This is a genomic window from Nocardia sp. NPDC059764 (assembly GCF_042732555.1).
In the GTDB taxonomy this organism is placed as follows: domain Bacteria; phylum Actinomycetota; class Actinomycetes; order Mycobacteriales; family Mycobacteriaceae; genus Nocardia.
The window spans coordinates 1-13,624 of record NZ_JBHWHH010000191.1; the positions used below are offsets into that span (position 1 = coordinate 1).

The 13,624-nt window shown below is 69.3% G+C and carries 14 protein-coding genes and 1 pseudogene; 7 read left to right on the top strand and 8 right to left on the bottom strand.

Annotation, left to right across the window (positions count from 1 at the left end):
- Positions 1-90: 90 nt before the first annotated feature.
- The 3 genes from ACFV4K_RS30060 to ACFV4K_RS30070 all read left to right on the top strand — a co-directional run bounded on the left by ACFV4K_RS30060 (position 91) and on the right by ACFV4K_RS30070 (position 3,076).
- On the top strand, positions 91-771 hold the full coding sequence (locus tag ACFV4K_RS30060) for a BCCT family transporter (RefSeq protein WP_379279457.1): 681 nt from the start codon (positions 91-93) through the stop codon (positions 769-771).
- A 262-nt stretch (positions 772-1,033) separates the two neighbouring features.
- The gene (gene mscL, locus ACFV4K_RS30065) at positions 1,034-1,426 is read left to right on the top strand and encodes a large conductance mechanosensitive channel protein MscL (RefSeq protein WP_379279459.1); all 393 of its coding nucleotides are present in this window, start codon (positions 1,034-1,036) and stop codon (positions 1,424-1,426) included.
- Between the two features lie 99 nt (positions 1,427-1,525).
- Positions 1,526-3,076, top strand: coding sequence for an MFS transporter (locus tag ACFV4K_RS30070; RefSeq protein ID WP_379279461.1), 1,551 nt, complete (start codon positions 1,526-1,528; stop codon positions 3,074-3,076).
- A gap of 109 nt (positions 3,077-3,185) precedes the next feature.
- Here the strand turns inward: ACFV4K_RS30070 and ACFV4K_RS30075 are convergent, their stop codons facing one another.
- Both ACFV4K_RS30075 and ACFV4K_RS30080 read right to left on the bottom strand, forming a co-directional pair.
- Positions 3,186-3,872, bottom strand: a complete 687-nt coding sequence (locus ACFV4K_RS30075) for a GAF and ANTAR domain-containing protein (protein ID WP_379279462.1) — start codon at positions 3,870-3,872, stop codon at positions 3,186-3,188.
- A gap of 98 nt (positions 3,873-3,970) precedes the next feature.
- On the bottom strand, positions 3,971-5,296 hold the full coding sequence (locus tag ACFV4K_RS30080) for a DUF3533 domain-containing protein (protein WP_379279464.1): 1,326 nt from the start codon (positions 5,294-5,296) through the stop codon (positions 3,971-3,973).
- Between the two features lie 76 nt (positions 5,297-5,372).
- On the opposite strand from ACFV4K_RS30080, the gene ACFV4K_RS30085 reads away from it, so the two are divergent.
- From ACFV4K_RS30085 to ACFV4K_RS30095, 3 genes are all read left to right on the top strand, one after another.
- The gene (locus ACFV4K_RS30085; RefSeq protein ID WP_379279465.1) at positions 5,373-5,993 is read left to right on the top strand and encodes a TetR/AcrR family transcriptional regulator; all 621 of its coding nucleotides are present in this window, start codon (positions 5,373-5,375) and stop codon (positions 5,991-5,993) included.
- A gap of 154 nt (positions 5,994-6,147) precedes the next feature.
- Positions 6,148-6,747 carry a TetR/AcrR family transcriptional regulator gene (locus ACFV4K_RS30090; protein WP_379279467.1) on the top strand — a complete coding sequence of 200 codons (600 nt, stop codon included), beginning with the start codon at positions 6,148-6,150 and terminating at the stop codon, positions 6,745-6,747.
- A gap of 16 nt (positions 6,748-6,763) precedes the next feature.
- Positions 6,764-7,987, top strand: a complete 1,224-nt coding sequence (locus ACFV4K_RS30095; RefSeq protein WP_379279469.1) for a DUF4132 domain-containing protein — start codon at positions 6,764-6,766, stop codon at positions 7,985-7,987.
- Here ACFV4K_RS30095 and ACFV4K_RS30100 read toward each other — a convergent pair.
- From ACFV4K_RS30100 to ACFV4K_RS30115, 4 genes are read right to left on the bottom strand one after another with little or no spacing between them, the layout of a single operon-like run.
- The gene (locus ACFV4K_RS30100) at positions 7,963-9,420 is read right to left on the bottom strand and encodes an FAD-binding protein (RefSeq protein ID WP_379279471.1); all 1,458 of its coding nucleotides are present in this window, start codon (positions 9,418-9,420) and stop codon (positions 7,963-7,965) included. The genes ACFV4K_RS30095 and ACFV4K_RS30100 overlap by 25 nt on opposite strands.
- Positions 9,417-9,917: a VOC family protein gene (locus tag ACFV4K_RS30105; RefSeq protein ID WP_379279473.1), complete on the bottom strand. Its 501-nt coding sequence runs from the start codon at positions 9,915-9,917 to the stop codon at positions 9,417-9,419. The genes ACFV4K_RS30100 and ACFV4K_RS30105 overlap by 4 nt, the downstream gene beginning before the upstream one ends.
- 37 nt (positions 9,918-9,954) lie before the next feature.
- Entirely contained in the window at positions 9,955-10,614 is a 660-nt protein-coding gene (locus ACFV4K_RS30110; RefSeq protein WP_379279474.1) for a TMEM175 family protein, read from the bottom strand.
- Positions 10,607-11,287 (bottom strand): VC0807 family protein, encoded by a 681-nt coding sequence (locus ACFV4K_RS30115; RefSeq protein ID WP_379279476.1) that lies wholly within the window; start codon positions 11,285-11,287, stop codon positions 10,607-10,609. Before ACFV4K_RS30115 ends, ACFV4K_RS30110 begins: the two co-directional genes overlap by 8 nt.
- A 348-nt stretch (positions 11,288-11,635) precedes the next feature.
- Between ACFV4K_RS30115 and ACFV4K_RS30120 the strand changes: the two genes are divergently transcribed.
- On the top strand, positions 11,636-12,427 hold the full coding sequence (locus ACFV4K_RS30120; protein ID WP_379279477.1) for a VOC family protein: 792 nt from the start codon (positions 11,636-11,638) through the stop codon (positions 12,425-12,427).
- Positions 12,428-12,554: 127 nt separating this feature from the next.
- On the opposite strand, the gene ACFV4K_RS30125 is transcribed toward ACFV4K_RS30120, so the two are convergent.
- Positions 12,555-13,412, bottom strand: a complete 858-nt coding sequence (locus ACFV4K_RS30125; protein WP_379279478.1) for a fumarylacetoacetate hydrolase family protein — start codon at positions 13,410-13,412, stop codon at positions 12,555-12,557.
- A pseudogene (locus ACFV4K_RS30130) lies at positions 13,409-13,624 on the bottom strand (hypothetical protein); the annotation flags it as partial. The gene ACFV4K_RS30125 and the pseudogene ACFV4K_RS30130, both read right to left, overlap by 4 nt.

A 13,624-nucleotide genomic window follows, 5' to 3' on the forward strand; every position in this document is an offset into this window, starting at 1 on the left:
GTTCCGGGCCGCACGGCCCGGAACCGGGGGGCGTTCGCATGTGTTCGGCAGGTAGATCGCAGCAGACGACGACCGCAGGGGGCACCCCCCGTGAGCACAACCCGCCATACCTCGACCGAGACGGTTCCGGCCCATCATCGAGTGGCGGTGGCTCCCCGGGTGTTCTGGCCCTCCGCCATCGTGGTGACCGCCTTCACCGTGTACGCCATCGTCTTCCGCGACACCGCGGCCCGGCAGGCGAAAACGCTGCAGGACACTGTGATCGGCGGCTTCGGCTGGTATTACATCCTGATCGTGAGCCTGGGGGTCGGGTCCACCCCGGCGCAGCGCGCGGATTCGGCCATGGTGCAGACGTTCCTGCACTGGGGCATCCACCCGTGGGCCATCTATGTGGTGGTCGGGCTGGCCATCGCGTACTCGATCCACCGCAAGGGCAGGCCGGTGTCGATCCGCTGGTCGCTGGCGGGCGACAAGGTCCGGGGCTGGCGCGGGGATCTCATCGACGTGGTGGCGGTGATCGGCACCGTCTTCGGTGTGGCGACCTCGCTGGGGCTGGGCTTGGCGATCCTGGTGATCGTGCTGTTCTTCGTCACCTCCGCGGATTCGGGGGCGCTGGTGGTGAACATGCTGTCCTCGGGCGGCAATCCGGAGCCGCCGACCTGGAGTCGCGCGTTCTGGACCACCGCGCAGGGTGCGGTGGCGGCGGCGCTGCTGGTGGCCAGCGGCACCGGCACGGCCGCGCTGACCACCTGCAGACCGTGGCGATCCTGATCGCGTTGCCGTTCAGCGTGGTGTTGCTGGCCATGTGCGCGGCGCTGGTGAAGAATTTTCGGGACGATCACGCGAGCTCGAAGTCGGGTCGCGGGAGCTGATTCGGACCCTCCGGTTTGCCGACTGTGTGCCAGCACCCTTCCGGCGAATCGGAGTGATGCACGTCAAGGGGGGTGTGCCGTGTGCACACGAGGCCCCGACCAGCATTTAAACTCCCATCCGGAACATAACGAAAACGTCTCGGATTGGAACTGCGCGCATCATGCTCAAGGGCTTCAAAGACTTCCTGATGAGGGGCAATGTCATCGATCTCGCGGTGGCCGTGGTCATGGGCACCGCCTTCACCGCCATCGTGACCTCGGTGACCAAGGGCGTGATCGAGCCGCTGCTCGCCACCCTCGGCGGCAACAAGGAGTTCGGTCTGGGCTTCCAGCTGCTGGCCGACAAGCCGTCCACCTTCGTCGCCCTCGGGCCGATCATCAGCGCGGGCATCAACTTCCTGTGCGTCGCGGCGGTGCTCTACTTCGTGCTCATCCTGCCGATGAACACCCTCAAGAGCCGCTTCGTGAAGGCCGAGGAGGAGAAGGTGGCGACCGAGCTGGAGCTGCTCACCGAGATCCGCGACCTGCTCGCCAAGCAGAACGCCGGCCGGTAGTTCCCACCGTCGAGCCAGGGTTCCACTCGGCGCCTCGACTAGGCTTAGCCAGGTTGTTGCCAACAGCCGGACAGAGGTCAAGTCGAGGAGGCGGGAACCGTGGGCCGCATTCCACCCCGGGAACAGGCGAGGGATCTGGCGGACCCGGTGCGGCCCGCACCGGCGAGCCGGTGGGCCATGCTCGCCGTGCTCTGCGCGAGCCTGCTGCTGGTGGCGATGGACGCGACCATCCTCAATGTGGCGCTGCCCTCGCTCATCGATCACATGGCGCCCACCCCCATGGAGCAGCTGTGGATCGTCGACCTCTACGGCCTGGTGCTGGGCGGTCTGCTGATCACCTGCGGCGCGATCGGTGACCGGTACGGCCGGAAACTGCTGTTCCTGCTCGGCTTCCTGCTCTTCGGCGTCGCCTCGGTGATCGCGGCGACCGCGCACTCCCCCGCCCAGCTCATCGCGGGCCGCGCGCTGCTCGGCGTCGGCGGGGCCATGGTGATGCCGTCCACGCTCTCGCTGATCCGCAATATCTTCACCGACGACCATGAACGCACCCTCGCCATCGGCATCTGGGCCTCGGTGGCCGGTGGCGGCGCGGCCATCGGACCGCTGGTCGGCGGCCATCTCGTGGAGGCGTTCGGCTGGTCGGCGGCCTTCTGGCTCAATGTGCCCGTGGTGATCCTCACCGTGGCCGCGGGACTGTGGCTGCTGCCGGAGTACCGGGCGCCGCAGCAGGGTCGCCTGGACTGGGCCGGCGCGGTGCTGTCGGTGCTGGGCATCGTGGCGCTGGCGTGGGGCATCAAGCATGTGGCCCGGGGCAATCCGGCCCCGGTCGATCTGATCATCATGGTGTCGTCGGTGCTCCTGCTGGGGCTGTTCGCCTACCGGCAGTCGAAGTCGCCCGACCCGCTGCTGGATGTGCGGTTGTTCCGTAATCGCGCCTTCACCGCCGCGGCGCTCGCCACCCTGCTCGCCATGCTGGCGATCGGCGCGGCCCTGTTCCTGATCTCCTTGTGGCTGCAATACATTCACGGCTACTCGCCGTCGGAAGCCGGTATGCGCACCCTGCCCGCGGCGCTGGCCACCCTGTTCGGTTCGCTGGCCACCCCCTGGCTCATGCGGCGCGTGGGCGTGCGCGCGCTGATGGGTTTCGGATTGGGCGCGCTGGCAGCGGGTTTCGCGGTGCTGGCCGCGATTCCCGACACCACCTACCCGATCGTCGCCCTGGTGCTGCTCTGCCTGGGCATCGGTGACGGCATCGCGATCACCACGGCCGCCGCGGTTCTGGTGGCCTCGGTGCCCGCCGAGCGCGCCGGGCAGGCGGGCGCGGTCGAGGAGACCAACTACGAGCTGGGCATCGGTCTGGGCGTGGCGCTGCTGGGCAGCATCCACGGCCGTTTGTTCACCGGCCACATGACCGGATTGCCGCTGCACGGCGACGATCTGACCGAGGCGCAGGGCTCGGTGGGCGGCGCGGCCCACGTCGCCGAGCGGATCGGGGGACCCGCCGGCGACGACGTGCTGCGCATCGCCCAGCACGCCTACGACACGGCGCTCACCACCACCTCCTGGATCTCCACGGGGCTGGTGGGCGCGGTCGCGGTGCTCACCGTGATCCTGGTTCCGCGCGGCTTCAAGGCGACCGCCGCGCACTGATCCCCTTCCCCGGGGCTGTATGCGGTGACGCCAGTGCGACTTTCAGTTGCGCGAGGCCGGAGCGGATGCGGGCCTTGATGGCGGGCGGGGTGGCGCGGAACGGTTGCGCTCATTCGGCCTCGATCCGAATGCCGCGCTCCACCACCCGCCGTGCCACCTCCACCAGCGAAAGTCCATGGGTGAAGGCGTATCCGCGCAGGCGGGCGTGGGCGTCGGGGATCTCGATGCCGAGTTGTGCGCTGGTCATGCCGGCCGCCTGGTGAATCCATCGGCTGGACAACGGCTGTGCCCACTGCTGGGCGTCGTCGCCGGTGGCCAGCACCAGGCTGGCGGTCACCAGATCGGCGATGTGCAGCGCCGCCGACAGCAGCCGCGGCCCGGGCCGCCCGACGGACTCGCGGTACAGGTCGACCGCGCCGAGCCGAATCGCGCCCAGCCGCAAGGGCACCGCGAACAGCGAGCCCGACACCGGGGCGCCGGAGAGGGCTTCGGCGAAGCCGGGCCAGTGCTCGCAGTCGGCGCTCAGATCGGTGACCACGACCGGCACCCCGTCGGCCACCGCCGTGACCGCCGGGCCCTCCCCCGCCGTCGCCTGCGCCCGCTCCACCTGTTCGGCGAATTCGTCACTGGCGCACCAGGGTTGCATGCCCGCGTCGCGTTCCTCGAGCACGATGGCGGCGCGGCGCACCGGTAGCACCCGTACGCACGCGGCGCACACCGCGTTCAATCCGCCGCCCGCGTCGCGCACGGCGCGCAGGAACTGTCCTGTCAGCTGATCGAACTGCGACGAAGCCATCACCATCGAACCGCCCCACAATCATCGCTCGGCGATGAGTTATTCGGTGCCCGAGGCCAGTATCTCCGTCACAGCTCGACAACGAACAGGGCCGAGAGTCACTGTGGGTCAGCGCTAACGGCCGCGACCGGCCGGTGCGGCACGCCGAGCCGGTACAGGCCGCGCAGGTCGTACAGGTGCGTGGCGACCGCGCCGAGCGCCAGTCCGAAGGCCAGCCCGAACAGCGTCATCCAGATGCCGGTGCCGAGTCCGGCCTCGAGGTGGCCGTCGAAGAACAGGATGGCGCGCACCGACAGATAGATCTGGTGCATCGGTTCGAAGCTCGACAGGGAGGCGATCCAGCGCGGAATCGCTTCCACCGGAATCGAGCCCGAGGACGAGGGCAGGCCCAGCACCACGAACACGATCATATTGATCAGCAGGCCCGCGGTGCCGAAGGCGGCCAGCACCGACAGCCCGGTGACCGACACCGCGATGATGGCCAGCGTGCCGTAGAGGAACAGCGGCAGCGGTTGGTCGATGGGCATGCCGAATATCCGCGCGATGCCCATGAACATGCCGGAGAGGAACGGCGCGGTGATCGCGGCGATGGCCCACTTCACCAGCAGCGTGCGCCAGCGGCTGATCGCGGCGGGTTCGGGGGCGCGGAACCACGGGCCGTATTCGGCCGGGACGTAACCGAGCACATTGTCGATCATGGAGTGGATGATCATCGCGCCGCTGAAGCCCGCGAACAGCAGGACCAGAGTGTAGAAGAACGCGGACAGGCCCTGCCCGGTGCCCGCCGGGAGCGGCCGGTACGGGCTGGTGACCACGTCGATGGGCTGGGCCAGCTGCAACCGTGCCGCGCCGGACAATTCGGTGGCGGGCGCGCCTGGCTGCGGCGCGAGCTTGGCCTTCACCTGGTCGGTGAGCTGCGCGCCGACCGTCGAATTGACCTGCGCCATGGCCCGATCGGCGATGCGCTGGGTGATCGAGGAGGCGTAGGTGCCGGCGCGCGGATTGGTCTGGACGGTGATGACCGGCCGTTCCACATCACCGGGCACCACCGAGGCAGCGGCGAGAATCGTCAACCGCTTGGTGAAGTCGCCGGGAATGATGATGGCGCCGTAGACCTGGCCGTTGCTCAGCTGCTGGCGGGCCTCGCCGATGCCGACCACGCGCAGGTCGATCTTGTCGGCGGGGATGCGCTCGGTGAGCGCGGCGGCGATCTGGTCGCCGATATTGACGGTGCGGCCGTCCATCACGTCGCCCACGTCCTGATTGACCAGGGCGACCGGGAAGTCGTGCAGGTTCTTCTCCGGGTCGGAGGTGTAGCCGAGGTACATGGTGCCGATCAGGGCCGCGAGCAGGCCGAGCACCACCATCGGGCCGATCCAGCCGCGCAGCGGCACGGCGCGCTGGACCGGGTTCTCATTAACCATGGGCACGAATGTAGGCAGCGACAACAAAGTAGTCAACGCCAACATCCCCGAGTGTGTCCGATATCCTGCTCTCACCATGAGCATCACCAAGCGCAAGGCCCGGGAGGTGGTCGAGCGCGCCCGTTCCTACCACCACGGGGACCTGCGCGCCGAACTCCTCCGCCGCGCCGAGGAGACCCTGCGCGGCGGCGGGATCGAACGCCTGTCGCTGCGGCAGCTGGCCCGCGACACCGGGGTCAGCCACGCCGCGCCCGCCCGGCACTTCCGGGACAAGCAGGCGCTGCTGGACGCGCTGACGGTCGCCGGATTCGAGCGGCTCGGCGCGGGATTCGAGAAGGCGGCGGCCGCGGGCACCTTCCTGGAACGCCTGCGCGCCATGGCCCACGCCTATCTGCGGTTCGCCATCGACAATCCGGAACTGCTGGCGCTCATGTTCGCCCGCAAGAACAGCCCGACCCCGGCCATCGGGGAGGCCGCGGAACGCGCGTTCACCGTGCCGATCGAGATGGTCACCGACGCGCAGGCGCTCGGGGAGGTGGTGCCGGGCGAGCCGCGGCGCATCTGCTTGTCGGCGGTGGCGGCGCTGCAGGGGCTGGCCTCGATCCTCGGGTCGGGGCTGGTCGACGCCGCGGAGGCGGACGGACTCTTCGACGAGATGGTCACCCACATGCTGAACGGTTTGCGTCCGCGACGCTGAAACATTTGCGTCCGCGACGCTGACGCGCGGTTCACCGAAGGCGGCACCGCGCCGCCGCCCCCGAAATCGGTGGCCTCCGCACCCGTAACCTTTCAGGCGTGACGATCGAGAAACGACAGTGACGATCGAAGGCAGGCAGTACGGCGGACGCGCCGTGACCGAACGAAAAGCCGAGCGCCGGCAGCGTTTCCTCGACGCGGCCATCCGAATCTTCGGCGAGCGCGGCTACGCCAACTGTTCGCTGGCCGATGTGTGCGCCGCGGCCGGACTGTCCAAACGGCAGTTCTACGAGGAATTCCAGACCCGCGAGGACGTACTGGTCGCGGCCTACGACCAGATCCAGGACCAGTCGGCGGCCGCCCTCGCCACCGCGTTGAGCGCCATGGGTCCTGACCCGGACCCGACCGAGACCGTGACCCAGGCCCTCTCGGCCTTCCTCGACTCCATCGGCGCCGACCCGTTCCGCGCCAAGGTGGCCTTCGTCGAGGTCGTCGGCGTCAGCGAACGCATGGAACAGCACCGCCGCGCCCGCCGCCACCTGTGGGGCGACACCCTGCGCCTGGCCGTGCAACCCCTGGCCGGGGACTCCGCCTCCCTCCGCGGCACCCCCGAACTCGCCACCAGCGCCCTCATCGGCGCGATCAACGGCCTCGCCCACGAATGGCTGCTGTCGGACCCCCGCCCACCCGTCCGGTCCCTGGTGGAAGTTCTGGTCCCCATGACGGTCGCCCTCATCACACGCGACGCGGACTAGCGATCACACCGCGGGCGTGGAAGTTCGCGCCGCGGGGCACGGGGATCTGTCGGTGTCGGGCGGCAAGATCTCCGGTATGACCGACGAGGAGCGGCGCTGGGCCGATCCGCACGCGACCGAGGCTGTGCGCAAGCTGTTGCGGCGGCATCGGCGGGCGGTGGAGACGGTGCTGACGGCCGCGCGGGTGGATGGGCTGGATCAACTCGCCGACGCCGCAGCCGGATACGTGGCGGCTCCGGAGCGGGCGGGGACGGCGACGGGGGCGGCGGTGGCGTTCGCCATCGCGCAGTACGCGGCGGTCGCCTATCGCACGGGGGTGCGGCGGGAACAAGAGTTCATCGATCGGTTCATCGACAGCTGGCTGGTCGAATTCGGCCACGCGTTCACGACCGAGGTCGCGGAGGCCCGATGCGGGGTGCGGGTCGAGGAACCCGATCCGCGTGCCGGGCGGATGACGGCCTGGCTGCGGGTCGCCGAGCCCGGGGAAGAAGTCGAGCCCGCCGCCGAGGCGCTGCGCGTCCGAGTGCGGGAACGTCTGGGGAGCGCGTCCGAGGGGGCGGCACGGATCGCGCTGGAGCCGAAGTCGGTGACGACCGATCAGATTCGGCGGCTCGAGGCGGCCATGGTGGACGGCAGGCGGTGGCGGGCCGCCGCGCATCGACGCTTGGTGCTCGAGGATCCCGCGCTCGGGCCGGCCGCGCGGCTGCTGGTGTGGGCGGTCTTCGATGCCCGCGGCGAGGTGACGGGGGCCTTCCGGGTGGACGAGGACCGCGTGCCGCGCACTGTCGAGGGCGAGCCGGTCGAACTGGCGGACCAGGCGTTGGTGGGTGTGGCTCACCCGATTCAGCTCGGTGAGACGCTCCCGGCCTGGCGGGACCTGTTCGACGACAATCGGTTACGGCAGCCGTTCGAACAGCTGCAACGGCCGATCAACCTGCTCACGACGGAGGATGCGGAGTCGAATCGCCTGTCCCGCTTCAGCGATCGGTCGATTCGCACGGATCGGGTGTTCGGTCTGCAACAGTTGGGCTGGCAGGTGTCGCGGGAGGTGCTCACCCGCCGGTTCGGACCGGTCCGGGAGGTGATCGTCACGCTGGATCCCGGGCTCGAAGGCGGTTTCCGCGACGAGCCCGAGCTACAGCGGGTGCTCTCGGTGGAGCTCCGGGGCGGCACGTTCGATGCGCTCGACGCCGTGACCGCCTCGGAGCTGATCCGTCAGTTGGAGCGGCTGGCGGCGTGACGTCCGGCGCGGCGGCCGAAGAACGAGCCCGCGCCGAGCTGGGTGCCGCTGGAGTAGCCCTTGCCGTCCTGGGCCAGGGTGGAGGCGGTCGCGCCCGCGGCGTACAGGCCGGGGATGGGTGATCCGTTGTCCCGCAGCACCTCCGAGTCGACCGAGGTGCGCAGCCCGCCGAGGGTGAAGCCCGCGTAGAGCGCTTTGCCGAGGGTCAGGTCGAAGGCCGCCCACGGCCCCTGGTCCTGCGGTTGCAGCCATTCGGCGGCCTTGTGGAAGTCCGGGTCCTCGCCGCGGGCCGCGTTCTCGTTGTACCGGTCGAGCGTGGATCGCAGGGTCTCGGCGGGGATTCCGAGCGCGGCGGCCATCTCGTCCACGGTCTCCCAGCCGTCGATGAACGGCGCGAGCGGGAACATGGGCCGTTCCATGTGCTCGGAGTCGACGATCAGGTAGGCGACCGCACCGGGCTGATCGAGCACGTACGCGGAGGTGCGCGCGTGGTAGGAGTCCTCGGCGACGAACCGTTCGCCCTTGTGGTTCACCACGATTCCGGTCAGCAGCTTCGACGGCGGATACACCGGCGCGGTGACGAACGCCTGGTCCATCATGCGGGTCCCGCCACCCGCCGACACTCCGAGCCGGATGCCCAGCCCGTCGTCGAACGGCGTCCCGAGCACGAACGGCTTCTCGGTCAGCCAGGGCACGTGCTCGGCCACCATGTCGGTGTTCATGACGAAGCCGCCGGCGGCCAGCACCACCGACTTCGCTTTCACCGCACCGGTTTTGCCGAGGCTCTTCCACTCCACCCCGGCCACCGCGCCGTCCGCGTCGGTGATCAGGTTGGTCACGCCGGTCTCGTAGCGCACCTCGACCCCGAGCGTGGCGGCCCGCTTCACCAGCAGGTCGATGATCATGGCCGCGCCCTGGGTGTCCCCGGGCACCGGAACCTTGTGCCCCCGGGGCGCGGGCACGGCCTGTTCCCGGTAGGGCCACACCTTTTCGTTGCCGGTGTACATCAGCCCCTGCGTACCGGGCTGGATGACCGCCTTCTCCGGGTAGTAGCTGCGCTCGAACTCGAATCCGAGGCTCTCCAGCCAGTCGAAGTGCTCGACGCTGCCCTCGCAGTAGGCGCGGATCTTCTCCGGTTCCGGATCTCGCGCCACCGACAGCAGGTACTTGTACATCTCCTCGACCGAGTCCTCGTGCCCGGTCGCCCGCTGTACGGCGGTGCCGCCGCCCAGGTAGAAGTGCCCGCCGGCGAGCGCCGTGGTCCCGCCCGCGACCCCGGCGCGTTCCAGCACCAGCACGCGGGCCCCGCGCGCGGCCGCCTCGACCGCCGCGCACCCGCCCGCGATGCCGAATCCGGCGACCACCACGTCGACCTCGTCGGACCATTCGGTAACGGACTCCGCCGCAACGGTTTCCGGAATCTGCGTGCTCACTGCGCACCCTTCTTGATCTGCTCGAAGAACGCCCGCATATTCGGCCCGATCTCCGCGAGTTCGATGTACGGCACACCCGAGTCCGCGCCGTCGAGGTAGGCGAAGCGCATTTGTCCGCCCATATCGCCTTGTTGTACCACCGGAATCCCCCGGGCCTCGGCGTCTTTCAGCGCGGCGTCGAAGTCCTGGGGCTCCAGGCAGATGTGGTGCAGCCCCGCTCCCCCGCGTTCGAGGAATTCGGTGTAGATGGAGCGCCCGTGCACCGGCTGGATGAGCTCGAGCTGCATATCCCCGCTGTACCCGAGCGAGATGTGCGCGGTGAAGTCGGCGGCCTCGCCGCGATACACGCATTTCTCGGGCCCGAAGCGCACGTCGGGCATCCGCATCCAGCCCTTCACGCCCATGGTCGTCGTCAGGAACCGTTCCCCGGCCGCGATGTCCTCGACCACCCACGCGATCTGGGTGACGGGCCCATCGGCCACGCTCGTGCTGTCCACTTCGGCAGTTAATCACAATCGCTTAATTTGGCAAGGGCTACTCGTCGTCCGGATCGTCCTCCGACGGCGCGGTCCACCCCTTGTTGCTCAGCCCGTAGAACGTCGCGACCAGCAGATACAGCACCAGCGCCGCGATCGGCGAGAGAAACCCGACCCCGATGCACGCCGCGTAGACCAGAATTCCCGGCCAGGCCCGCCAGCTCTCCCGCCGCGCGTAATCCGCCCCCAACCCGGACTTCAGCATCTCCGGCCGCTTCGCCAGCCGCCACCACATGGGCGCCCACGGCACGGTCATCAGCACCCCCACGATCCCGTACAGCGCCACCGCCACCACCGCGTCCCGATGCGTCCCGTGCACGACGTTCTCGGCCACCACCATGGTCGGGAAGGGCACCAGCGAAATACCCAGCAGCAGAAGCAGATTCCACCACCGCAACACATGGTCGATCCGCCGCAACCGCCCGAAGAAGGTGTGGTGGTTCATCCACACCACCCCGATCGTCATGAACGACGCCAGATACGCCACATACGACGGCCAGATGTGCCCGAGCGCCTGCAGCAAGCGCCCGGGCTCATGCTCGGGCACCCGGATCTCCAAAATCAACAGGGTGATGGCAATCGCCATCACCCCGTCGCTGAACGCTTCCACCCGAGCGGTTCCCGCGAGCGTGCGTTCCGGAACCGATCCCTCACTCATGCATCGCAGCGTAGACTGGTTCGGCGGTCGGCTCGATTCGCCTGACGCGCTTGACCGTTCGAACCGTGATGATGACCATGACAGCGGTGACACTGATCATCAGGACGCTCGACAGCCAAGTCATGGTGTGGATGGGCAGGCGGTAGACGAGCACCACCCGCAGGGCCGATTCACCCATGAGGCCGACGCCCCACATGAGGGCGATCCGGTTCAGCAGGCGACGGACCACGGGGTTGGTGCGGAACTTGTGGTCCAGCTGAGCCAGCCGCTCGGGCGCTCCGGCCAGGCCCTTGCGGGCGGCGACGTAGGTGAGGGGCTTGCCGAGCAGGACGCTGATCAGGAAGGCCAGGCCGATCGCGGCGGTGGTGACCGAGTCGCGGACGATGATCATCCGGGCATCGCCGCTGATCATCGAGGATCCGATGCCGAAGGCGAAGCCCGCGAGGATGAGCGCGGCCAGGGCATCGATCTTGCGGGCCCGGATCACGCCGACCAGGACCACGGCGCCGGAGAACAGCGCTCCCGCCAGCAGGGCGATGAAGTCGGAGTAGCCGGCGGCGTGCAGGGCGTAGTAGGCGGCGAGGGGCACCGCGATGTCGCGGAGGGTGGGGGCCAGCATTCGCAGCACATTCGGCCGGGCGGCGGCGGGCGCGGCGAGCGTGTTGTCAGCCATGATGCGAACTCCTGTAATCGGTTTCTGCGCTACAGGAATGACGCTACGGAGACCGCCGCCGCACCGAATCTGCCAACCATCACCTCCCGGCCATGACAGTTGTCATGCCGCGACCGTGGCCGCCGCTTCCAGATTGGTCGGCCAGAGGCCGATGAACAGCACCGGCAGGCCCGAGGCACCACACGATGGTGGGCCGCCGCCCGATGCTCGACCGTCGTCCCGGCTGACACGCCGTTTCCCGCCATCCCGGCCTCGCACGGGAACGGCGGCGATGATTTCCGGTGCCGAACGTCGTCTCCATTCGCAGCGGCCGAAACACCGAGCGAACACCGATTCGAGGAGTTGACCATGTCGTACACAACGCAGCCGGGCGATCCGATCTGGACCGATATCTTCACCACCGACCCCGAGGGCGCGATCGCCTTCTACGGCGAATTGCTCGGCTGGACGGCCGAGATCGCGCCGGAGCACGGGAACTACATCACCTTCCGCAAGGACGGCAAGGCCGTGGCGGGCGGGATGGCCAGTGACGGCTCGGGCGGCCCGAGCCAGTGGATGGTGTACCTGGCCAGCACCGATGCCGAGAAGACGGCCGAGAAGGTGACCGCGGCGGGCGGCATGACGGTGGTGCCGGTGATGCCGGTGTCCGAGCTCGGGAAGTTCGGAGTGTTCGGCGACAACGGCGGCGTCGGCATCGGGGTGTGGGAGCCGGGCACCATGACCGGTTTCGAGCAGCGCGGCCTCGTCGGCGACGGGCACTGGGAGGGCCATGTGGGTGCGCCGTCGTGGTTCGAACTGCACACCCGTAGCTATGACGACGCACTGAAGTTCTACCGCGAGGCGTTCGGCTGGCAGGACCCGTTCACGATCGCCGACACCCCCGAATTCCGCTACACCACCATCCATTCCGTGAGCCCGATGCTGGGTGGCGTGATGGATTCCTCGGGCTTCCTGCCGCCGAGCGTGCCCGGCTATTGGACGGTCTACTTCGGTGTCGAGGATGTGGACGCGTCGGTGCGGAAGGTGCAGGAGCTGGGCGGCAGCGTGGTGCGCCCGCCGGAGGACACCCCGTACGGCCGGCTGGCGGCGGTCGCCGATCCGGCGGGTGTGCGATTCAGCCTGGGCGGCAACAAGTCCTGACCCGGACAGGGGACGAACGGCCCGGTCTCCACAGCGACCGGGCCGTTCGAATCACCCCGTGGCGACGTGGTCTGCGCCCCAGCAGCGCGTCCGGCGTCGTCGCGGGAAGTCTGTCACCACAGCGGGTTCAGCCGCGCACCCCAGTGGCGAGGGTCTGCTGCCGGCCCAGTCCGGCCACCTCCACGACGACGACATCGCCGTCGCGCAGATAGGGTTTCGGCTCCGGGCGGCCGACCGCGACGCCCGCGGGCGTGCCGGTGAGCACCAGATCGCCGGGTTCCAGGGTCATCAGCGTGCTGAGGTAGCGCAGCACCTCGCCGACCCCGGCCACCATGTCGCCGGTCGAACCCGCCTGCCGCTGTTCACCGTTCACCCACAACTGCAGGCTCAGCGCCTGCGGTTCGGCGATCTCGTCGGGTGTGACCAGCCACGGCCCGATGGGGGTGAAAGTGTCGAAGGACTTGCCCTTCACCCAGGTCGGTTCGCCCGCGATGCCATCGCGTTCGGTGACGTCGTTGGCGGTGACGTAGCCGCCCACCGCCCCCAGCGCGGTGGCGGCGTCGGAGCAGTCGCGCAGGCGGCGGCCGATCACCACGCCCAGCTCCACCTCGTGGTCGGTGGTGGCGCTGTGGCGCGGCAGTTCGATGGCGTCGTAGGGACCGCTCACCGTGGTGCCGGGCTTGAGGAAGACGACGGGCCGTTCCGGGATGGCCGCGCCGATGGCGGCGGCGTGGTCGGTGTAGTTGAGGCCGACGCCGATCACCTTGCCGGGCCGGGCGATCGGCGCCCCGATACGCGCGGCGGGGTCCACCTCGGGCAGCGTGCCGGAGGCCAGCGCCCCGAGGATCGCGCCGAGCGCGACCGGATCGCCCAGCAGCGCCCCGTCGACGTCGGCGGTCACCGCGGACACGTCGCGCAGCACGCCGTGATCGTCGATGGCCGCGGGCCGCTCGGACCCCTTGGGCCCTACTCGCAGGAGTTTCACGCGTCGCCTCCGGACTGCTCGGATACCGTGGCGGCCACGCGGCGGCCGCCCGGCAGGTACTCGTCCGCGATGCGAACGCCCAACTGCTGCAACAACATCAACCCGGCGCTCAGGCAGCGCTGCTCGTCGGGCTCGATCTCGAGCAGCGAGTACACCGCCGCGAAACCGGCCGCCTGAAAACGCTCCGGCGGCAAGGTGTTCCGGCCGCACAC

Coding starts and splice junctions, on each gene's coding strand:
- mscL (WP_379279459.1), top strand. CDS start 1,034: ATGCTCAAGGGCTTCAAAGACTTCCTGATGAGGGGCAATGTCATCGAT.
- ACFV4K_RS30075 (WP_379279462.1), bottom strand. CDS start 3,872: ATGGCTTCGTCGCAGTTCGATCAGCTGACAGGACAGTTCCTGCGCGCC.
- ACFV4K_RS30080 (WP_379279464.1), bottom strand. CDS start 5,296: ATGGTTAATGAGAACCCGGTCCAGCGCGCCGTGCCGCTGCGCGGCTGG.
- ACFV4K_RS30085 (WP_379279465.1), top strand. CDS start 5,373: ATGAGCATCACCAAGCGCAAGGCCCGGGAGGTGGTCGAGCGCGCCCGT.
- ACFV4K_RS30110 (WP_379279474.1), bottom strand. CDS start 10,614: ATGAGTGAGGGATCGGTTCCGGAACGCACGCTCGCGGGAACCGCTCGG.
- ACFV4K_RS30115 (WP_379279476.1), bottom strand. CDS start 11,287: ATGGCTGACAACACGCTCGCCGCGCCCGCCGCCGCCCGGCCGAATGTG.
- ACFV4K_RS30120 (WP_379279477.1), top strand. CDS start 11,636: ATGTCGTACACAACGCAGCCGGGCGATCCGATCTGGACCGATATCTTC.